Source organism: Aurantiacibacter atlanticus, from assembly GCF_001077815.2.
Taxonomy (GTDB): Bacteria; Pseudomonadota; Alphaproteobacteria; order Sphingomonadales; family Sphingomonadaceae; genus Alteraurantiacibacter; species Alteraurantiacibacter atlanticus.
Map to the genome: position 1 here is coordinate 760,268 of NZ_CP011310.1, position 21,368 is coordinate 781,635.

The window sequence follows — 21,368 nt, forward strand, 5'->3', positions numbered from 1 at the left end:
AACCCCAGACAATGTTCAGGAAACGCTTACTAGAGCCACCTACTGCCCCTATCTCGGGGCCATACTCTTCATTTGGCGAGAACACCTCAGTAAAGTTTCGGGGCTGGATTTGATCTACGGCACGTGGCAACCGTCGCAAAACCCACGCGACCATTGCAGGCAGCGGGAATAGGAAGATCATTGATTAAGCGGTTAAAATCCATAAGCCCTCTGTTCGTGGGTGTCGTTCTTCTGCCTACCATCCTTGCGGCGGTATATTTTGGCGTCTTTGCTGAAGACGTTTATGTATCGGAATCGCGGATCATCGTGCGCAGCCCGAGCAAGCCCAACGCATCGCCGCTGGGTTCAGTCATCGGCTCTAGCGCTTTGACGGGGGCCACTGAAGAAAGCGACGCGGTCAGCGAATTCCTCGAATCGCGCGACGCGCTGACACAGATCAACGAAGATGGCTATGTGCGCGCAGCCTATGGCACGCCTGACATCTTTTTCCTCGATCGCTTCGGCGGGCTTGGCAATGATAGTTTTGAAAAGCTGTATGAATATTTCGGCGACAAGGTCGGTATCGAAGAAGGTTCAAGCATATTGGTGCTGCGCCTGCGGGTAGAAGCCTTCGAACCGGGCGAGGCGCAGGAAATCAATGAACGGCTGTTGCAAGCTTCGGAAACGCTGGTGAACGGTCTTTCTGAAAGGGCGCGTACCGATGCCCTGCGCTTTTCCGAGCAGGAAGTTGCTTCGGCCCGCGAAGATGCGCGCTCCGCTTCGCTCGCTCTGGCGAATTTCCGCGATCAGGAGGGCGTAGTCGATCCCGAGATTCAGGCCAGCATAGGCCTGCAGATGGTTGCCCAGTTGCAGGATGAACTGATCGCCGCACGTACGCGGCTCCAGCAGATGCGCACATATACGCCGCAGGCATCGCAAATCCCGTTCCTGCAAACACAGGTGCGTGAACTGGAGCAGGAAATTGCGGAACAGACCGCGAGCATTTCGGGCGGTCGCGGGTCCTTGTCTTCCAATACCGCGCGTTATCAGGAATTGCTGCTGGCATCGGAACTGGCCGACCAGCAGTTGGGCATCGTCCTCGCCACCGCGCAGGAAGCCGAAGCCGATGCGCGACGCAAGCAGGCCTATGTTGACCGCATTTCAGACCCCTCACTACCCGATTATGCGACCTATCCGCGCCGACTGCGCAGCATTATTGCAGCGTTCGTTCTGGGCCTGTTGACCTGGGGCATTCTGTCGATGTTGATCACTGGCATCAAGGAACATCGCGACTGATGCCCGGTTCGGTCCGCCACGAAGGTTCCTTACTCGACAGCCTGCGCCTCAACCAGCGGATTATCGGTGCATTGCTGGTGCGCGAAATGCTCACCCGCTATGGCCGTCACAACATCGGTTTCCTGTGGCTTTTTGTGGAGCCGATGCTTTTCACGCTGGGCGTTACCGCGTTGTGGACGGCGACCAAATCGGCTCACGGAAGTGAGTTGCCGATCACGGCATTTGCTCTGACAGGCTATTCCAGCGTGCTCTTGTGGCGCAATATGCCCGGGCGCAGCATTGGTGCCTTATGGGCCAATCTGTCGTTGATGTATCATCGCAATATCAAGGTGCTGGATATCTATCTGGCGCGGTTGCTGCTGGAATTTGGCGGCGCGACGATTTCATTCGCAGTGCTGGGCGTGGTGTTCATGGCTATGGGGATATTGGAGCCTCCCGAAGATTTCCTTCAGATCGCCGGTGGCTGGTTGCTTCTCGCATGGTTTGGCGCGGCCCTTGCCATTTTCCTCGGCGCAATTTCGCATCACAGCGAGCTGGTCGACAAACTGTGGCATCCGTTTTCCTATCTCCTGTTCCCGCTTTCGGGTGCTGCTTTCATGGTCGATGCCTTGCCGAAGGTCGCCCAGGATTTCGTGTTGTATATACCGACAGTGCATGGCGTCGAATATGTCCGCGAAGGCTGGTTCGGATCCTTGGCGCGCGCGCATTATGACCTCGCCTATCTTATCAGCTGCAATCTTGTCCTGTCAGTTGCTGCGCTGATTGCCGTGCGCTGGATCGGGCGGCGGGTGGTGCCTGAATGATCCGCGTACGCGACCTGAACAAATCCTATCCGACGCGCTTTGGTACCAAGACCGTTCTCGATGGCGTGAACTTCGAACTCGCCATGGGAGAGCGGTTGGGCATTCTTGGCCGGAACGGCGCCGGGAAATCCACGATGATCCGGCTGGTCAGCGGGGCTGAACGCCCTACATCGGGCGTTATAGAGCGCGAAATGTCTGTCAGCTGGCCACTGGCCTTTGGCGGTGCATTTCAGGCGCAGCTTACCGGCATTGACAACATACGCTTTATAACTTCGATCTATAATCAGGATTTTGACCGTAACCTCGAGTTTGTCGAGGATTTTGCCGAGCTTGGCCCCTATTTGCGCGAACCGGTGCGCAGTTATTCGTCGGGCATGCGGGCGCGGTTGGCCTTTGCCATATCAATGATCATCGAATTTGATTGCTTCCTGATCGACGAAATCGGTGCAGTCGGCGATGCCCGCTTCCATGATCGCTGCAATCACGAATTGTTTGAAGTGCGCGGCGATCGGGCGATGATTATCATATCCCATGATGCCGGATATGTGCGCGATCACTGTAATAGATGGGCAATCCTGCACGATACCAAGCTGACTCATTTCGATGATTTCGAAGAGGCCTATGGTGTTTATAAGGAATTGATTGGCGCGGAAATGCGGGCCAAGCCGGTTAGTATAGCCTATACCAATCGTGCGCGCATGATCGATTCTTCGCAGCGCGCCGCGTTGACGGATGAGCGGTTCCGCATCCATGTCCAGCAGGGTGATTGGGCGCGTGATCAACGCGATTGGAAAAAGGCGCAGCGCGAATATGCCGATGCCCTTGCGCTGTATCCCTATCAGCGCAGCTATTGGACCCAGCATGCCCATGCTGCGAAGGAGCAGGACCTCCATGCGCAGGCGGAAATATCTTATCGCACTGCAGTCGCGCTGGGCGAACCGCTGGCTGATGTGGAAGAGCATGCCGCCTTCGTAATTGCGCAGCAGGGTGATGATGACAGTGCACCTCCACCGCGCGTGCCCTTGCCCGGAGTGGCGGCGATCCAGCCGCCTACGCGTGCTGATTACGAACTGATGGCATGGCTATTCCAATCGGAAAATAATCCGCGGATGCAGGACGTCCAGTCCGGCTTGCGCGATCATGCAAGCTGTGACGAAATGGCCGCCGCGCTGATAGAATCTGCATCCTTCGCATCTGCCACATGGCGAGGCGAAACAGACGTGGAAGCGACCCTTTTACAAACCGCGGCGTGTCTTTTTGGAGAGAACCTTTCAAACACGGCCCGTGAACGCCTGACGGATGAAATAATGCCCGGTGATGACGTAATCGCGTCTCTCGCAAAAGCGGGCGCTTTTGCGCAATGGCCACGCATCCGCGATTCATTGAACAGGCTTTACCCCCAAATGCGCGATCAATCGCTTGAACGGATACATTAAATTAAATGTCTGCAAAACAACATAATATCCTGATTGACGGTTACAATCTCGGGCTGGAGAAAGGTACGGGCGTTGCTACCTACGCGCGCAATCTCAGCTATGAGCTGAAAGAATTGGGGCATGAAGTTTCGGTGCTTTACGGCAGTCCGGGGGCTTTCAGTCGCAATCCTTTGTTGCAGGAAATCTCCTTCTTCGATGGCCCGGTTGAGCAGAACCGCTTCCTCATGTTGCTGGAGCGGGCAAAACAGGCGCTCCGCGGCCCGCTCAGCTATCGTGCAAAAGAGGTGCCGATTACCGGCCGGGTCGAGGCGCGCAGCTTCCAGTCCCGATTGCCGCATTACGATACGATCTATAATTCCAGCGAGATATTCCAGAACGCACAGGGCGCATTCTGGATGTGGAAACGCGTCGTGAATGTCCGTCTGCCCAAGCAGCCTGATCTTGCGCACTGGACCTATCCACTACCTGTACGAATCTCCAAGTGCCCCAATATCTATACCATGCACGATGTTGTGCCGTTGAAGCTGCCCTACACCACGCTCGACAACAAGCGGCGCTATCTCAGTCTGCTGCGCACACTAGGGGAAGGTGCAGAGCACATTATTACCGTTTCAGAGAACTCCAAACGGGATCTCGTTGAACTGGTCGGCATTCCCGAGGAAAAGATCTCCAACACTTATCAATCGGTACAGATACCGGCCAAATTTCGCGACAAGCCTGAAGAACAGGTGGCTCGCGAAGTGGAGGGTATTACAGGGTTCGGTTATAAAGAATATCTTCTGTTCTGGGGTTCGCTTGAGCCGAAGAAAAACATCGGCCGCATGATCGAAGCTTATATGGCCAGCAAGGTGATGACACCGCTGGTCATCATCGGCGCCCAGGCCTGGAAAGCCGAAAAGGAACTTGCCCTGCTGAATGAAGACGCGGCCAAATCCGGCCTTGGCAGTATCGAGCGGCGGCGTGGTGCGCGGAAACGCATCATTCGTCTTGATTATGCACCTTTCAGCATGCTTGTCAGCCTCATCCGTGGAGCAAAAATCGCCATGTTCCCGTCGCTTTACGAAGGCTTTGGTTTACCTGCGCTGGAAGCGATGCTGCTCAAGACACCGGTCCTGTGTTCGAATACATCATCCCTGCCCGAAGTGGCAGGGGACGCAGCGCGGATGATCGATCCCTATGACACCCAGAGCATCACAACCGCTATTCGCGAGCTTGATGCCGATGCGGACCTGCGTCAGGAATTGACAAAGCGCGGCATTGTGCAGGCCGAAAAATATAGCCCTGAAAAATACAGGGAGCGGTTAGCCGCGGTATATGCGAGGTATCTGTGATGAATGTTGAAACGAAAATGCGCTTGCGATCTGCGTTGGGCGCCGCACTGCTCAGCTTGATGCTGGGCGGGTGCTATTCGCTTGGCGCGGCCGGCCCGCGCACAGGCGATGTGCGCGATTCACAGGATGCGACCTATGACAATGCCGATATCGAAATTGTGGAGCTCAATCATGCTGCCACGCAGCGAATTGCGTCCTTCTCGCAATCGCAGACCTTTGCCGAAATCTTCGGCAATGCGCAGATGGCGGCGCCGCTGATCGAGCGCGGGGATCTGATCGATGTCACCATTTTTGAAGCGCCGCCCGCCGTCTTGTTCGGAACGACAGCCAGCGGGGCAAGGCTGACAGAAGACCCCATGCTGGCGGCCAACGCTTCTATTCCACAACAACGGGTCGATGAAGATGGGACGATTTCCCTGCCTTTCGTCGGATCGTTGGGCGTAGCTGGCCGTTCACCCGCGCAGGTTCAGCGCGACATTGTTTCGCGCCTGCGCGGTCGTGCGCATGATCCGCAGGCTATTGTCCGGCTAGTAGAGAACAACGCCAGCAATGTGACCATTCTTGGCGATGTGGCGAAGACCCTTCGCGTGCCACTCACGACGAGAGGGGAGCGTTTACTCGATATTCTGGCCGAAGCGGGCGGGCCGACAGAAGACGTCGACAAAACAACCATTCGCCTTGCCCGCGGCATCACGGCGACAACTATGGCGCTGGAAACGATCATCCTTGATCCATCGCAGAACGTGCCCGTGCAGACTGGCGATGTGGTCACAGTAATACACCAGCCGTATAGCTTCATTGCGCTGGGTGCAGTCCAGCAGAGTGCGGAAATCCCGTTCGAAGGTTCGGGCTTGTCGTTGTCACAGGCACTTGGCCGCGTGGGCGGCTTGCGCGATGACCGCGCCGATGTGCGCGGCGTGTTCATATTCCGCTTCGAAGACCCAGATGCCCTATCGGCAGAGACGTTGGCGGATGCGCGGACAACGCAGGAAGGCAAGGTTCCTGTGATCTACCGTCTTGATCTATCGGACGCGTCCAGCTTTTTCGTGGCGCAAGATTTCACGATGCGTGACAGTGATATACTATATATCTCCAGCGCACCGGGGGCCGATTTGCAGAAATTCCTGTCGGCGCTTTCCAATGCTGCATTATCGACGATAGCCATCGGCAATTCGCTTTAGCAAAGGGTCAGGCCATCCGCGAAAAAAGCACAGTCCACACGACAATGGCCAACCAGCCCGCCACGGCTCCTGCGAACAGGAACAGGGCCAAGCCGGCAAACCCGGCTATGACAGCCAGCGCCAGTGCCAGTGCATAGAAGTCGCGCATGAATATCTTGGCCAACACAGCGCCAATCGGATTGGGCGAAGTAGAAAAACGGGTTTTGAGCGCATCGAAATGCACGCGCCCATCCCGCCGATAGGCAATCGTGCCCAATATCAGCAATCCGATGGCAAGCAGCACAAGGCCTGCCGCTCCAGCGGAAGCGGGCAACGTTTCGCCTTGCTGACAGAGGTTCCAGCTCAGGCCCATAATGAAGCCCAGATTGGTGAAGGCGTCAGTGACGCTGTCCATCGTGGCACCGGCCTGGGAGGTGCGGAAAGTTGCCCGCGCAATCTCTCCATCGACCCCGTCAAGAACCGATGCCGCCTGAAACAAAACCGCCCCGATAATCGCGCCTGTCGTTCCGCCAAGCAAAAGCGCAGCGATCATCACCAACGCGAAAATGGCCACTGCAACTGTTGCGTAAAGCGGAATGATTTGTGGAAATACATGCAGAAGGACGCGGGTTATCCCCTGCGAGACAGGCCGATTTAGATGACGCGAAACGATACCATCGGTGGGCTTGGCGGTATCTTTGATTATTTGCGCATGGAGCGCGTGCAAGCGCGACATGGCCGGAAGGTGCCGCGTGCCTTTTGGCAAGACTGCATCTTCCAGTATTACAATCCCCTCCATGATATGCGGTGCAGCGGAACCAGTTGGATATTGATCATCGCAAGGGTTCATTGCCACGCCAGAACAAAGCCGGTGCCACTCCTCAAGACAATGCATCGAAGGGCGCCAGCCCCCCGGCACGCTTATCGCGATTCTGCGCCAGCGCTGCCTGTTCGGAAGCGCCAGAACGGCGCGCACGGCTGCGGGGATGCCTGCAACAGGGTAGTTTGCAGCCTGCTCGCTTTCAAAGCGGATGATCATATCGGAATGTGGCACGGGCAGCCTAGTCGCAGCTTTTGCGCAATTGGCCAAGCGGGGTGCAGGCGTACAACCCATTGCTCTGGTGCGGATTGTCCTACGCTTACCTGCTTGGTAAGAGCGATCGCATGAACACGCCATCGGCAGACGAGCACGGCCCTGCTGCCGCCACGCCCGATGGTGCGCGAAAACGCCCTCCAGAGCTGGAAGACTGGCTCAACCGACATTTGTATCACCCGCTCAGCTTCCGCCTCGCCAGGCTGCTTGCGCGCACGCCTGTGACGCCAAATATGGTATCGCTGGCTGGCGGACTTGCAGTCGCATTGGCGGCCTATTTCTACGCCGCACTATCCTATCCGCTATCTGCGCTGCTGGGCCTTGGCGTGCACATGTCGTGGCATGTACTCGACGGTGCCGATGGCGATCTTGCACGGATGACAGGCAAGGTCAGCCCGACAGGCGAATTTGTCGATGGCCTGTGCGACTACCTTGGTCATATCGTCATGTATCTGACGCTGGCGAGCCTTGTGGTGCCGTTGCTGGGTATTTGGGCATGGCCACTGGGGGTGTTTGCTGGGTTGAGTCGTGCGGCACAGTCGAATTTCTACGAAAGCCTGCGGCGCAATTACGAAGAATGGGCATATGGGCGCGAATGGCTCGGTTCTCCTGAAAAGCAAAGCAAGGACAGCCCGCGTCTGGTGCGCGCCTATCTCCGAGGCGCCAATTCGCTGCTTCCGCTGGCCAATGATATCGGCCCGCTAATTTTCGATCCGCAGATCGCGCCTGCTGCGCGACACATTATTGCCCGACACAAAGGCGCGCTATTGGCAGGGCTGGAGCCGTTCGGAGCGAATTACCGCACTATTGCTCTGGGTGCCGCGATGATGGTGCAAATGCCCGCCCTGTATCTGGTTTACGAGGCTGTTGTGCTCAATATCGCTGCGGTCTGGATGGTGAGACGCAAGCGTCGGATGCTGAACATGATATTTTCGCAATTGAGCAACTCTCAACCTTCCAGAACATTGCGATAGATTGCGAGATTGGCATTCGCGAATTCGCGCCAGTCGAATGCTTTTGCGCGTTCCAGCCCGGCGGCTTTCATCGCCGCGGCCTTGTCCGGTTGGTTGACAATACTGCGCAAGGCTGTGGCGATTGATCCGCAATCTTCAGGATCGACCAGCAACGCGGCGCCTCCTGTCACTTCAGGCATTGCCGATCTGTCCGACGTGATGACGGGGCATCCGCAAGCCATGGCCTCGACCAGCGGGTTGCCAAAACCCTCACACAAGGATGGGTGCAGCAGGGCCTGAGCGGAGCCGTACAGCGCAATAAGCTCCTCTGCATCGATTGTGCCGGGTGTATGAACTCGGTCTGTTAAACCCAACTTGGTAATCAGCGGACGAAGTGTGTTTGCAGACTGCCGCCTCTGGATGAGGATCATATGTATATCGGGTCGATCGGCGAAGGCTTGATGGAAGGCGTGGATGGCGACAGGATGGTTTTTGTAAGGCGCATTTTGGCCAACCGTGAGAATATATCTGGCATCAGGGCCTAGACCCAGGTGCTGCAATGTGGAGGGGCCTTTGCTGGTTGGGCGAAACTGCGTGGCGACACCGTTGCGGGTCACATGAACCCGATCGGCCGGCGCGAGATCATGCCTGACGATTTCTGCCTTTGATGCCTCGCTGACAGTGGCGATCGCAGTGCTTCTACGTAAGGCGTGCCGTAATCCAGAACTGTAGAACAAGCGGTCTACAATTCCGGCAACATGCGAGTTGCACCAGTGGGGCTGGTTCAGCCACATGATGTCATGGACGGTAGTAACGCTCGGAATGTCCAGCCCCCGCGGCAGGATATTGGCCGGAGAATGGTAGAGGTCGATGCCGGATAAATCGACGATGCGCGGCAACCACCAGGCCGTTGCGGGCCCATTGGCTGCCGCTTTCACAGTGATTTCCTGCACATTGGGCGCATCACTCAGCCTGCCGGGAAATCGTGGGTTCTTGAGAAAGAGGAAGCGTAGTTCAGAGGCCAGTGTCGGCAGATTATCTACGAGAGCACGCACGCACTCCGCGATGCCGCTTGGGCGATCATGTAAATAGCGGCAATCGATGCAAATAGTCGTACTCGTTGACAAAATTTTACTCGCAGTGCAGTTGACAAACTTGGCGCAATAATGCTGCATTGCAACATAATGACGTGGCCATTCACAATAGCTTTTCTATCGCGTATTCGCTCCAAGTAGAAACACGAATTGCTGTATCGGGCTGATCATTGAATATGGAGCTTTTTGCGGCATAACGTAGAGAATGGCATGGCGGTGTCGTGCCAAGAGCATTAACAGGAAGCGCGTAATGGCTCTTTTCAGAATCCGGACAGGCTACAGTCAGCCTTCAAGCGTTACTTCGCCAGCCTCCGCCCCCTGCAGCTACGGTAGAATTTGAATGACAAAAATAAGGGTCGCGATCATCGGTATTGGCAATTGCGCCAGTTCGTTGGTTCAGGGCGTTTCATATTACGGTGATGCCGATAATCGCGACGGCACGATCTATGAATTTGTCGGTGGCTATGCCGTTACCGATGTCGAATTCGTGCTGGGCGTTGATGTAGATGCCCGCAAGGTCGGACGACCGCTGGCCGAAGCAATCTTCGCCAGACCCAATAATACGAAGGTTTTCCACCAGAATGTGGATTGTGGCTCGGCCAGGGTCATCAAGGGTTGCCAGCTTGATGGCGTGGCCGCTCACATGACACAGGATAAGGAACGCGGAGTTGTTCTGGACGAATCTGCGGATGGTACACGTGAGGAAATCGTCGCGGCGATTAAGGAGTGCCGCGCTGATGTATTGCTTAATTTCCTTCCTGTCGGCTCCCAAAAAGCGACCGAATTCTATATAGAATGTGCGCTGGAGGCAGGCGTGGCAGTAGTCAATTGCATGCCGGTGTTCATCGCCAGCGATCCTGCATGGGAAGCGCGTTTTCGCGAACACGGGCTGCCGATTGTGGGGGATGACATCAAGGCGCAGGTTGGCGCAACCATTGTCCACCGAACGCTTGCAAATCTGTTCGCCACCCGCGGCGCCAGCATCGACAGGACTTACCAGCTCAATACCGGCGGCAATACCGATTTCATGAACATGCTCGATCGCGAGCGGCTGACTTCCAAGAAGCTGTCCAAGACAGAGGCCGTTCAATCGGCTTTGGCGGAGCGGCTGGCCGATGAGAATATTCGCATCGGACCGTCCGAATATGTGCCGTGGCAGGAAGACAATAAGGTGTGCTTCCTGCGGTTGGAAGCTACCCAGTGGGGCGGCGTTCCACTCAATATCGAATTGCGGCTATCGGTCGAAGATAGCCCGAATGCGGCGGCATGCGTCATCGATGCCCTACGCTACTGCAAGATGGCGCGCGATCGCGGCATCAGCGGTGCATTGACCGCACCAAGCGCCTTTTACTGCAAACATCCGCCTGTCCAGTTCACTGAGGACGTTGCCATTGCGCTTCTCGAAGAGTTCGAGGCAGAGGGCCTCAAGGCTGCGGAATAGCGCATGCGGGTTCGGGCAGGGCAGGTTGATTCGCTGCGGGTCCGGGCAAGCGGAGGTCCCGCCTAATGGATGGTCTGATCCTCGCTGCCGGCGAAGGCTCTCGCCTGCGTGCACTTGGCAATAGCAAACCGTTGGTCGAAGTAGGCGGCTGCCATCTTATCGAAATTGCAATGCGGCAATTAGCATCGGCGGGTGTGAACCGCGTGATCGTGGTTACGGGCCATGATGCGGTTACACTCGAAGCCAGACTGCCCCTTTTCGCTGACCGGGCGGGTGTGGCTGTTGAAAGCGTCCGGCTGAAAGACTGGTCACGCCCTAATGGATATTCGGTGGTGGCAGGGGCGACGCGCATTTCAGGCGATTATCTGTTGGTCATGGCAGATCATATCCTATCTTCGGCAATCCTGTGCCAATTGGCCGATTGTCGTGGTAATAATAGCGGCACCACGCTGGCCATTGATCGCCGTGTCGAGGATGAACTGATAGATCCCGACGATGCTACATGGGTCAGGATCGAGCAGGGCAATCATATTGTGGCAATCGGTAAGGCGCTGACCCAATATAATGCGGTCGATTGCGGGGCCTTTCTGGCCACGCCTGAACTTGCCCCGGCCATCAAGCAGGCCATTGCTTTGGGCAAGTCCGGGTCCTTGTCGGATGGCATGCAGCTTCTTGCTGATGCCGGGCGAGCCTATATTGCTGATATTGCGGGATCGTGGTGGATTGACGTCGACGATCCACGCGCTCATGCCCTCGCCGAAGAATATGGACCTACACATATTCCGGCGATGCGGAAAGCAGCGCTGGTTGACGAAATAAAGGGCCGGGAAACTCCAGCGTAATGGAGCAGGCGGCACGTCCTTTCCTGCTGGATGCAACGCGGCTCATTTCGCGCAGCTGGACAGGTCGACGTGCCACAGGCATCGACCGCGTCTGCTATGCCTATCTGGACCGTTTTCGTGAAAATGCACGCGCGGTTGTGCAGTTTGGCGGCGTGGTTCGCGCATTGGGCAATGACCATTCGGACATGTTGTTTGACCTGCTTGATGGACCGGACAGCAATTTTCGCAAGCAGTTGAAGGCAGGCGCACCTGTCGCCCTGTTGGGCAGGGATCGCCCTCAGGACTTGTCCGGCGCGATCTATATCAATGCCAGCCATACCGATTTTGATCTTTCGGGCCATGCCCGCTGGGTGGAAACAAACGGTGTGCGACCGGTGTATTTCCTGCACGACCTCATCCCGATCACTCACCCTGAAATTTGCCGACGCAAGGCGGTACGGCGCCATACAGGCCGTGTGCGCGCAGCCTTGAAGTGCGCAGCTGGGATTATCGTCAATTCGCGCTCTACGGCTGACGAACTCCGCCGTTTTGCAGGTGATAGTCGGCTGGAACTTCCCTCGGTCGTCGCTGCTCCGCTGGCAGGGGCGCAGTTGATGGATCCGAACGCCATCCCGTCAGCAACAATGCAAGGCGCGCAGGCCTCCGGCCATGTCCGACCGTATTTCCTGTGCATCGGCACGATCGAACCGCGCAAGAATTACCTCATGCTGCTGCGTGTCTGGGAGCGGCTGGTCGAGAAGAAAGGTAAGCTTGCTCCGCGACTGGTGATTGTTGGTCAATTGGGGCAGGATGCGCGCTTCGTGCGGAAAGTGCAGGACCAGATCGCCCGGCTCGGGGGACATGTCGAACTGGTGGCTGGGTGTGATGATGAACGACTTGGGCTATATGTGAAGCACGCCAATGCGCTGCTGATGCCAACCCTTGCCGAAGGGTTCGGTCTACCGCTGGTAGAGGCGCTGAATGCCGGGACGCCTGTCATAGCCAGCGATCTTCCTGCCTTGCGCGAGATGGGACAGAATATTCCACTTCACCTGCCGCCCGGAAATGTGGAGGTGTGGGAAAACGCAATCCTATCTTATGACAACCCCTTATCTGATCGGGTGCGGCAGATGACACTGCTGCCGGCGTATAAAGCGTATAGTTGGGATGATCATTTCAACGCGGTCGAGCCGTGGTTGTGGCAATTGCCCCAGCCACGATTGCAACTGGCCGAAAGCCCCCGGCTCAGGCAGTTGCGCAGCTGAGCCGGACTGGCTCCTCGTGTGAACATATTGTCCGATACGATGTTTAGCGTTGCACGCGGCCCGAACCATCGCCTGACATGAGCTTTTCGACTTCGGAAATACTGACGCGGTTGAAATCGCCCAGGATCGAGTGCTTCAGGCAGCTCGCCGCGACGGCAAATTCAAGCGATTGCTGGCGATCTTGATAGGCATTGAGGCCGTAAATGAAGGCCGAAGCAAAGCTGTCTCCGCCGCCCACGCGATCAACGATATCGGTCATCTCGTAGTGACGTGAAAGCTTGAACCCGGCATCCCTGTCACGCAGACAGGCTGACCAGCCATTGCGATCGGCGCTGTGGCTTTCACGCAGGGTGATGCCAATGGTCTGCATGTCGGGATAAATTTGCAGCACCTTTTCCGACAATGCTTCATACTTCCTGGTGTCGAGCTCGCCCGATTCCACGTCAACATCGACCGAGATGTCGAGCGATTTCTGGCAATCTTCCTCATTGGCGATACCAACATCGACATGGCGGACCAGTTCGCGCATCACCTCTGGCGCTGTCTTGCCGTATTTCCACAATTTGCCACGATAGTTGAAATCGCATGAAACGGTGACGCCCGCCTTCTTGGCGGCGGCGAGACATTCAAGGCTGAGATCGGCCGCAGACTGGCTGAGGGCAGGGGTAATGCCGGTTATATGCAGCCAGTGAACGCCTTCGAAGATCGCTGCCCAGTCAAAATCGCCCGGAGCCGCTTCGCAGATAGATGAATGGGCACGATCATAGACGACCTTGGAAGGGCGCTGGTTGGCCCCTGCTTCAAGGTAATAGATGCCGACGCGATCACCCGAACGGCGCACGTGCGAGGTATCGACACCGAAGCTGCGCAATTCGCGGATCGCCGCTTCGCCGATGTCGTTATCAGGCAGGGCGCTGATGAAGCCTGCATCGCAGCCGTAATTGCTTAATGCGACGGCGACATTGGCTTCCCCTCCACCAAATGTTGCCTCGAACGCAGGGGATTGAAAAAACCTTTCATGCCCGGGCGTCTTCAGGCGGAGCATGATCTCGCCAAAGGTTAGATACTTTGCCATCTCGTAATTCTACTTCCTGGATCTGGTAGCTATCTCGACCGCCTCTTGGGCAAGACGGGTGATCGACGAGTAATCGCCGGCGGCGATGGCATCGGCGGGTGTCAGCCAGCTGCCGCCACAGGCAATGACCTGCGGCAAAGCCAGATATTCCGAGAGGTTGGCGGCAGAAATGCCGCCAGTCGGCATGAAGTGCATCTTGCGAAAAACCGAACCCAAAGCCTTGAGCATGGGCGTGCCGCCTGCTAGGCTGGCGGGAAAGAACTTGACCGTTTCAAGCCCAAGGCAATGCGCGCGTTGCACTTCGCCTGCCGTCATCGTGCCGCCATAGAACGGCACTTTGCGATCAATGCATAACTGCGCGACATCGTCCACCAGACCAGGTGACACGATAAATTGCGCACCCTTGCCCAATACGGCGGAGGCCTGATCCACCGTGAGGACAGTGCCTGCCCCCACGATAACATCATCCACGCTACGCACGATTTGTGCCATGCATTCCACAGCGCTATCGGTACGCAGCACGCATTCGAGAACGCTCAGGCCACCGGCTTTGAGAGCCTCTGCCGTCTTAACTGCAACATCGGGATCATCCGCCTGTATCAGCGGAACCACCGGCGCCTGGGCCAGTCTGGCCTCTATCTTTTGTTGGATAGCCATCGATCAGGAATACAGCGTGCCGCCGTTGATATCGATATTCGTACCCGTGATGAATGATGCTCCATCCGAAGCAAGATAGACCACCGCATCGCCGATTTCCTCTGCACGGCCTTGTCGGCGCAGCGGCGTTGCAGCGGCCACGGCTTCGCGCACGGCATCCTTGGTGAAAGTGTCGTGGAAAGTCGTTGCGATCATGCCAGGGCACAGCGAATTGACGCGGATACCCTTGGGGCCGAGTTCCTTGGCCATGGCACGGGTGAAGGTGATAACCGCACCCTTAGACGTGGCATAGGCTGCTGCGCCCGGACCACCGCCATCACGGCCCGCCTGCGAAGCGAGGTTCACGATTGCGCTGCCTTCACGCATCAGCGGTACAACTGCCTGCGTCGCGAGGAAGGTCGAAGTGGCATTCAACTGCATGACCCGATTGAAGAAATCTTCGTCCATTTCAGCCAGCGCCTTGCGCGCGACAAGACCGCCAGCAACATTGACCAGAATATCGACATGCTCACCAAAGGCTTCGCGCGTCGCATCAACCAAGGCGATGACATCGGCCTGCTTGGTCATATCGCCGCGAACCTTGATTGCCTTGCCGCTGCCGGCAGCTTTGATCTGGGCCAGCGTTTCGTCAGCGTCGGATTCACTATTGTAGTAATTGACGGCGACATTGGCGCCTTCTTTGGCGAGGCTCACAGATATGGCTCTGCCGATGTCACGGCTGCCGCCTGTTACAATTGCGACCTTGCCTTGCAGCTTGCTCATGTTTGTCCCTTTCTGAGGATCGAGTGTAGGAGTTGATTAGGTGGTTTTTGGTTTCAGCGGCCTGATGTTGGGGCACAGGATCAGAACCGACAGCACGGTGGCAATTGCCAGGCCCGCGCCAACGGCAAATGCCGGTGCGTAGGAATTTACCGTGATAAACGGGATGAGGAAGTTCAGCCCAACAACCGCCAGTTTAGCAGCCGTGCCGGCAAAACCCGCCAGCGTGCCGACTGATCTTCCGCTGTAGAAATCGCTCGGCAAGGTTTGGATATTACCGATTGCGGTCTGAAACCCGAAGAGGATGACAGCCATTAGCAACACGGCGTAGATCGGTGTTGCTGCCTGCGTCGTCGCCAGAAGCGATACAAGCATGATGATGCCGCCCAGCGAAATCACCGTCTTGCGGGTGCGATTGACGGTCCAGCCTGCGGCAATGCGGTTTTGCGCCAGCAGGCCGCCAAACCAGGCGCCGACCATGGCCCCGGCATAGGGGACCCATGAATAGAGGGCGATTTCCTCCACGCCGAAACCATATGTTTCGTAAAGATAGAGAGGGAGCCAGCCAACGAAGAGCCACCAGATGGGATCGATAAAGAAGGACGCCATGATAACGCCCCAGCTTTCCTTGCGCGACAGGATTTCGCCCGTGGTCGGAGCATAATCCGCTACTTCGTCGACATCCTTGTTGCGCTGTCCGGTGAGAATGAACTGGCGCTCTTCTTCGCTGATCCAAGGATGTGCTTCGGGACCGCTTTTGTAAACAATGAGCCAGGGCACCAGCCACAGGAAGCCGAGCACACCGATCAGGATAAAGGTGATCTGCCAGCTATCGAACAAGGCGAAGAAAATGCCCACCACCGGCGCGCCGATGATACCGCCGATTGCAGCGCCGGAGTTGAAGATACCTTGCGCAAAGGCGCGCTCATTGATCGGAAACCACTCGGCATTGGCCTTGGTGGCGCCGGGCCAGTTGCCCGCTTCTGCCACGCCCAGCAGAGCGCGGAAGACGGAGAAGCTGAGTATACCGGCAGCCACGGCATGGAGAACCGTAGCGATCGACCAGCCGACGATCGACAGGACAAAGCCCAGCCTGGTTCCGATCCAGTCGAAGACCTTGCCGAAGATCGACTGGCCAAAGGCATAGGCAAAGGTAAAAACATTGATGATGATCGCGTAATCTGTCTTGGTGAGGCCGAGATCTTCTGAAATTTCGGGCCACAGCACGGCTAGCGCATTGCGATCTATGTAATTGATGATCGTTGCGAGCGCGACCAGCGCGACGATCCAGAAACGCAGACGGTTTTTCATCATTTTGCTCCTCCATCCGGCAGAAAGTCTTCGCGCATAGGCGTGAATATGTCGCTGATTACGCCTGCTTCGATGCAGGTCATGCCATGCTGCAGTCCGGCAGCGATGAACCAGCTGCAACCCGGGCCCATCTCTCGCTCTTCTCCGTCGATGAGGACGAGGAAGCGCCCCTTTTCGATAAAGGTTATCTGGCTGTGCGGATGCGCGTGGACAGAGCCTGCTACACCTGCGTCGAACCACAAACGGCACAGCATCAATTGCGGGCCATAGGCGAGGATCTGGCGCTTGATGCCCGGCTCCAGCGTTTCCATCGCACAATTATCAGCGGTGAAGAAGCGTCGTGCGGGTTCTGCCAGCTGGCTGCTAGCTGTCATTCGCTCGCTCCACCAAGGTCCAGCAGGGCAAGCTTGCCAGTCCAGCGTATTTCACGTCCGTCAATCATTAGCGAATGGGGAGATCCATCCGCCGATTCAGGTGAAACGGCCACGGCAAATTGGTGACCATCTAGAAGGGTGACGATCACCGCTTCATGCGTTCCATCAGCGCCATGCTGCAGATTTGCGATCCTGCTGCGGCTGGCGACTGTTTGTTCCGTTGCCCCGTCAAACAGGCCATGCGGTTCCAGGACAGAGGCAAAGCGCACGCCGCCAGTACCCTCTCGGCGCAGAATGGCAAGCGGTTCGCGCCGCAGGTTGAAGGATGGATCGCTAGCGCCGGTCTCACCCAGAATGATCTCGGTCTGACCATCGGTTGCAAAGCGATAGGTGTAAAAGCGATTATCAAACAGCCAGGTCAGAAAGCCTTCGCCAGGCTGCGGTCGAGCGCGGGCATCGACCCATATGTGCTGATAACCCTCATCCTCGCCAAGCACAGGGCGCGCTTGCGTGTAGGAAGTGGATTCGAAGCCGGTTTCCATCAGATGGCCGGTGTAATGTACCGGCAGATCATATTGATGTGACGCGGCAGCATCCGCCGACATGAAATCCACTACAATCGGAAATTGCAGGCCGGGGATTTCAGCCATGACCAATGTGCGGCGCATGGTCGTATCGGCATAGGCCCCTGCGATCAGGGCGGAGCTTGCCTGCAGGCCGGGTGTGTCGCTGAACATGACCTGCCTTGGCGCGATCTGTTCGGCAATATCGACATCACCGCCGAAATGGCTTGTCTCGTCCAGAGCCAGCGTGTTGTGAGCGATGGTCTGCTTGGCCCAGCTTTCATTTTCGGGAAGGTAACGACCGCCTGCCTTGGCCTCGATGTTGAGAAAGCGGGCCGCGCCATAATCGCGCAGGATTTCATGACCATTGGCATAAAGCTGCCAGGTGAGCTTGTCGAAATGGCCGTGGCCCATGCCTTGCGAAGTGTTCTTGGCCACCAGGGCCATGTGGCCCGGCTGTGCTCCGCTGCGCAATATGGCAACTGCACCCTGATCGCCCTCCGGACCGTCACTCAGCAATAATGAGCGGAACGGGAATTCCTCGGCTTCACCCGCAGCAAGCGCGCGTGATAGTTCAAGGCCTTCGGGAGAGATGACGGTGCGGCCCTGCCAGCGGGCAATATCGAGAAGTGTCGGATCACCGGTTATCGCATAACCGATGGCGACGCCCTGATAGAGTTCCTCGGTGCGCAGGCTCTTGTCCTTCAGCGCATCATTAAAGGGGAAAAACCGCCCATCATAAGTCTGCTGGATGGTCGACAAAAGCGCTTTGCGCAAAATGCCATCACGATGGCCAAAGATATCACGCTCGGGCTCGTTACGGGCGATGGCGCCTGCAAAAACCATGAAGGGCATCAGTGCGTATCGCTGATAATAGGGGCCTTCGGTGTAATAACCATCTGGCGAGAAAAGCAATTCTGTCTGACGCAGGAAGCCGGTGGCTCCATCACGGTTGGAACCCATGAGGGCGCGCTCCACCAGATCATCGTCCCCCAGCACATAACCTGTCATGCCAACGCCGGCAGTCGCCCAGGTGGCGTGATTATGGATGAGGTTGAAGGTGCGCGATGAATCTACCGACAGGAAGTGCGCGGCGCGGCGGAATACCTCGGTATCGATCCGTTCGCGCGTTGCTGCATCCAGCGTATCGCGGATCTGTTCATATCCCTGAACGGAATTGACCAGCCACACCGCATCATTGAGCACCTGCCAGAACAGCCGGCCAGAGTTCTGATTACTGCGTGCCGGGTGATCGCCCAGAGTGGGGTAGAGATCGGCATATTCCAGCAGCATGTCGCGCACGAAATCGGCATATTTCTGCTCACCCGTCAGACGATAAAGGTGGCCGCCCAGATACATTGCGCGATAATTGCGCTTGTGCTGTTCATGGGTGTAGCCGCCGCCCTGATCGACAGGTTCAGGCACATTGATCCCGGCTTCCATCATCTCTTCGACAAACTGGACAGAACGCGCCATTTCCTCTGCAAAGAAGGGTGGGTATTCAGCCTGTGCCTGCATGGAGTTTTCGGCTCCGGCGCTTTCATTAATTGGATTGGCGAGGGCTGGCTGTGTGGCTGTCAACGCGGATGCGGACAGCATCATGGCTGCAAGGCGGATCACTGGGCTGCCTCCGAAAAAAAATTGTTGCGGGTCATCTCGACCCTTGGTTCACCGGCAAAGTTCAGCTCTGTCAGTTGCGGCGGGAGAGTTGCCACGAATTCATTGCCTGACAGCCGGGTATTCGGCGTGCCGACAGTGTGCGTGATTGAAAGCGGTGCAGAGGCGGTAAAGCTGTTGCCCGATATCTCTGTTTCCTGGACACCGTGCAGAGTGAGAGAGGTGCCGGCGTTTGCGGCCCTGCCGACATTGGTGAAGTGCGAATTGCGGATATTGACGTGAGGGCCGAAAGTGCTTTCATCGGTGCCGCCGCGATAAACATTGGCCAGGGCCCCGCCTATATCGGTGAAGTGAGAATCCTCGATCGTGAGGTAATCCACATTGTAGCGACCCAGATCATCCACCTCTGCAAAAGCAGAGACGATGGTGCCGGTAATGTCACTGAAACTGCTGTTACGGATCGTCACCGCATCAGCCATCGTGGCCTTGCCGATGGTGATCACGTTGAAATTGCGATTGACCGTCAGATTGCGCATTTCGACGCTATCAAGCTCGACCAATACATTGCCAAGAATCGGCGTATTGCTGGTGCGGATGACCGAATTGCCAGCTGCATCCGGAGCAAGCTCGCCATCGATGACCAGCTTTTCCAATTGCAGGCCGCCGCCATCGCGGATTTCAAACAGAGAGGGGCGGGCAAAGCGTATTATGGGAAGGGTGCCATCCTGCGCCGCAACACCGCGAATGGTCAATGAATGGTCGACCTGCAAAGTGCGCTCAAGTTCATAGGTGCCCGGGGCAATCTGCAAAATGTCGCCATCGCGCGCCTGCTTGAACGCTGTGAAAAGGGTATAGCCGTCGCCGGAAACTTCCAGCGTGCGACCTGTCTGGAACGGGCCTTCATTATCTGGTTTGCCGTAATAGCTAGCGCCAACTTCATCGAGCGACATGACGCGAAGATCGCGTGGAGCACCAATTTCGGCGAGCGCTGGATCGGTCGGGTAGAGCAACCCGGTGGCCGCGCGCACCATCTCCGTCTCTGCACGGCTAATGGCTTCTGCTGCACTGTGCACAGATCCCGCAATCAAGGCATTATCGCGCAGGGCGATGCCGGAAATATCGGCATCCACTTCAATGAAGGTTCCGTCATCAAGACCGCTGAACAAATTGCGCAACAAGCTTGTGTTGACAGGTGGGGCAGATCTTTCTGCGTCAGCGCCGGCGCCCAGCGTGATGCGGTAGCTGTCGAGCACGCTATTGCCCTCGATGACTGCCCCATCGACCTGCACATAGCGGTTGACGGGTGAGTTGGGCACACCGTTCATCACGGTCAACGCACTGGTGAAGCCCGTGCCGCGCAGGCCTTCCATGTAATTGTCGCGGACGGTCTGATTGCGGTTGATAACCCTTATGCCGCCCGTGTGATCTTTTCCGTGTCCGAGGAAGACATTGCGCTCTACCAGACTGTTATCACCATGGCGCAGCGTTACTGCGCCCGCAGAGCGCAGGAACAGATTCTCGCGGATCACATTGCTGCCGGATTTGCTGGAGATGATCTCCACTTCGCCATCCACGCGGTCGAACACATTGTTTTCGACCACGGTGTTTGAATTGAACATCGAATAATGGCTTGTGCCGATACGCAGCGTTTCACCGCCATTGGAACCGAGGACCGGGCGCGGGCCGAAATAATTATGGTCGATGCGATGGTTGTTCTCGCGGCTTTCCTCGCTGTTGAGGCGCACTGCCAGCGTGACACCGGGATTGGTCTTGCCGATTAGATTGTTGTGATCGAAGCGATTGTTGCGGCCAAACATGGCCACCCAGATATCGCTTTCGGTCCTGTCGGGTTTGCTGAAACTATCGATGACGATTTGCGTCACGCGCGTATCATAGGCCAATTCATCGCTGTCACGGCGAAAGGCGATGACTTCGCCTGTCGGACTGTAGCCATTGGTGAAGACCAATCCTGAAACCAGAATGTGATGCCCGCCAATCCGTAAATTGGACTGGCCTGTCAACGTAACACCGCCCGGCGTCTGCGATCGGATGGTTATGGGCCGATCGGCCGTGCCGTGGCCGGCAACCACCATTTCAAAGTCGCGCCATTCGCCATCGGCAAGGATGATGGCATCACCCGCATCAATTTGATTGAGCGCGTTTGAATATTCTTCCTGGTTCGCGACATGGTAATCTTCAGCCTGCGCTGGAATTGCAAACAGACTTATCGCGGCCAACCCCAAGGGTATCCTGCCTAGCATCCAACATCTCTCCAGTTCTTATCCTATCGAGCATAGGACACTGAGCGAGATCGTCAACCAAATTTCTATGCCAAAGCCG

At 56.7% G+C, this 21,368-nt stretch carries 18 protein-coding genes; 9 read left to right on the top strand and 9 right to left on the bottom strand.

Annotation, left to right across the window (positions count from 1 at the left end):
* Positions 1 to 180 precede the first annotated feature (180 nt).
* Genes CP97_RS03720 through CP97_RS03740 form a run of 5 tightly spaced genes read left to right on the top strand, consistent with a single transcriptional unit; the run spans position 181 to position 6,026 of the window.
* Positions 181 to 1,275, top strand: coding sequence for a KpsE/RkpR family capsule polysaccharide export protein (locus tag CP97_RS03720; RefSeq protein WP_048884844.1), 1,095 nt, complete (start codon positions 181 to 183; stop codon positions 1,273 to 1,275).
* Positions 1,275 to 2,078, top strand: a complete 804-nt coding sequence (locus tag CP97_RS03725; RefSeq protein WP_048884845.1) for an ABC transporter permease — start codon at positions 1,275 to 1,277, stop codon at positions 2,076 to 2,078. Before CP97_RS03720 ends, CP97_RS03725 begins: the two co-directional genes overlap by 1 nt.
* Positions 2,075 to 3,514, top strand: a complete 1,440-nt coding sequence (locus CP97_RS16685; protein WP_082863703.1) for an ATP-binding cassette domain-containing protein — start codon at positions 2,075 to 2,077, stop codon at positions 3,512 to 3,514. The genes CP97_RS03725 and CP97_RS16685 overlap by 4 nt, the downstream gene beginning before the upstream one ends.
* A 5-nt stretch (positions 3,515 to 3,519) precedes the next feature.
* Positions 3,520 to 4,845 (top strand): glycosyltransferase family 4 protein, encoded by a 1,326-nt coding sequence (locus tag CP97_RS03735; RefSeq protein ID WP_174539159.1) that lies wholly within the window; start codon positions 3,520 to 3,522, stop codon positions 4,843 to 4,845.
* Entirely contained in the window at positions 4,845 to 6,026 is a 1,182-nt protein-coding gene (locus tag CP97_RS03740; RefSeq protein ID WP_048884846.1) for a polysaccharide biosynthesis/export family protein, read from the top strand. Before CP97_RS03735 ends, CP97_RS03740 begins: the two co-directional genes overlap by 1 nt.
* Before the next feature lie 7 nt (positions 6,027 to 6,033).
* Here CP97_RS03740 and CP97_RS03745 read toward each other — a convergent pair whose 3' ends face one another.
* Positions 6,034 to 7,059: a CDP-alcohol phosphatidyltransferase family protein gene (locus tag CP97_RS03745; protein WP_048884847.1), complete on the bottom strand. Its 1,026-nt coding sequence runs from the start codon at positions 7,057 to 7,059 to the stop codon at positions 6,034 to 6,036.
* A gap of 110 nt (positions 7,060 to 7,169) precedes the next feature.
* Between CP97_RS03745 and CP97_RS03750 the strand changes: the two genes are divergently transcribed.
* Positions 7,170 to 8,072: a CDP-alcohol phosphatidyltransferase family protein gene (locus tag CP97_RS03750; RefSeq protein WP_048884848.1), complete on the top strand. Its 903-nt coding sequence runs from the start codon at positions 7,170 to 7,172 to the stop codon at positions 8,070 to 8,072.
* Here the strand turns inward: CP97_RS03750 and CP97_RS03755 are convergent.
* On the bottom strand, positions 8,048 to 9,226 hold the full coding sequence (locus tag CP97_RS03755; protein WP_082863704.1) for a glycosyltransferase family 4 protein: 1,179 nt from the start codon (positions 9,224 to 9,226) through the stop codon (positions 8,048 to 8,050). The two genes, CP97_RS03750 and CP97_RS03755, sit on opposite strands and share 25 nt — an antisense overlap.
* 259 nt (positions 9,227 to 9,485) lie before the next feature.
* On the opposite strand from CP97_RS03755, the gene CP97_RS03760 reads away from it, so the two are divergent.
* From CP97_RS03760 to CP97_RS03770, 3 genes are all read left to right on the top strand, one after another.
* On the top strand, positions 9,486 to 10,586 hold the full coding sequence (locus CP97_RS03760; RefSeq protein WP_048884850.1) for an inositol-3-phosphate synthase: 1,101 nt from the start codon (positions 9,486 to 9,488) through the stop codon (positions 10,584 to 10,586).
* Positions 10,587 to 10,651: 65 nt separating this feature from the next.
* The gene (locus tag CP97_RS03765; RefSeq protein WP_048884851.1) at positions 10,652 to 11,428 is read left to right on the top strand and encodes a phosphocholine cytidylyltransferase family protein; all 777 of its coding nucleotides are present in this window, start codon (positions 10,652 to 10,654) and stop codon (positions 11,426 to 11,428) included.
* Positions 11,428 to 12,672 carry a glycosyltransferase family 4 protein gene (locus tag CP97_RS03770; RefSeq protein WP_048884852.1) on the top strand — a complete coding sequence of 415 codons (1,245 nt, stop codon included), beginning with the start codon at positions 11,428 to 11,430 and terminating at the stop codon, positions 12,670 to 12,672. Before CP97_RS03765 ends, CP97_RS03770 begins: the two co-directional genes overlap by 1 nt.
* A 43-nt stretch (positions 12,673 to 12,715) precedes the next feature.
* On the opposite strand, the gene CP97_RS03775 is transcribed toward CP97_RS03770, so the two are convergent.
* From CP97_RS03775 to CP97_RS03805, 7 genes are read right to left on the bottom strand one after another with little or no spacing between them, the layout of a single operon-like run.
* Positions 12,716 to 13,747 (bottom strand): sugar kinase, encoded by a 1,032-nt coding sequence (locus CP97_RS03775; RefSeq protein ID WP_048884853.1) that lies wholly within the window; start codon positions 13,745 to 13,747, stop codon positions 12,716 to 12,718.
* Positions 13,748 to 13,756: 9 nt separating this feature from the next.
* Complete coding sequence (locus CP97_RS03780) at positions 13,757 to 14,404, bottom strand: bifunctional 4-hydroxy-2-oxoglutarate aldolase/2-dehydro-3-deoxy-phosphogluconate aldolase (protein ID WP_048884854.1); 648 nt, start codon at positions 14,402 to 14,404, stop codon at positions 13,757 to 13,759.
* 3 nt (positions 14,405 to 14,407) lie between these two features.
* A complete protein-coding gene (locus tag CP97_RS03785; protein ID WP_048884855.1) occupies positions 14,408 to 15,166 on the bottom strand; it encodes an SDR family NAD(P)-dependent oxidoreductase in 759 nt (252 codons plus the stop codon).
* Between the two features lie 36 nt (positions 15,167 to 15,202).
* Entirely contained in the window at positions 15,203 to 16,477 is a 1,275-nt protein-coding gene (locus CP97_RS03790; protein ID WP_048884856.1) for an MFS transporter, read from the bottom strand.
* Positions 16,474 to 16,848: a cupin domain-containing protein gene (locus tag CP97_RS03795; protein WP_048884857.1), complete on the bottom strand. Its 375-nt coding sequence runs from the start codon at positions 16,846 to 16,848 to the stop codon at positions 16,474 to 16,476. Before CP97_RS03795 ends, CP97_RS03790 begins: the two co-directional genes overlap by 4 nt.
* A complete protein-coding gene (locus CP97_RS03800; RefSeq protein ID WP_053106527.1) occupies positions 16,845 to 19,031 on the bottom strand; it encodes a heparinase II/III domain-containing protein in 2,187 nt (728 codons plus the stop codon). Before CP97_RS03800 ends, CP97_RS03795 begins: the two co-directional genes overlap by 4 nt.
* A complete protein-coding gene (locus tag CP97_RS03805; protein ID WP_053106529.1) occupies positions 19,028 to 21,265 on the bottom strand; it encodes a chondroitinase-B domain-containing protein in 2,238 nt (745 codons plus the stop codon). The genes CP97_RS03800 and CP97_RS03805 overlap by 4 nt, the downstream gene beginning before the upstream one ends.
* Positions 21,266 to 21,368 lie beyond the last annotated feature (103 nt).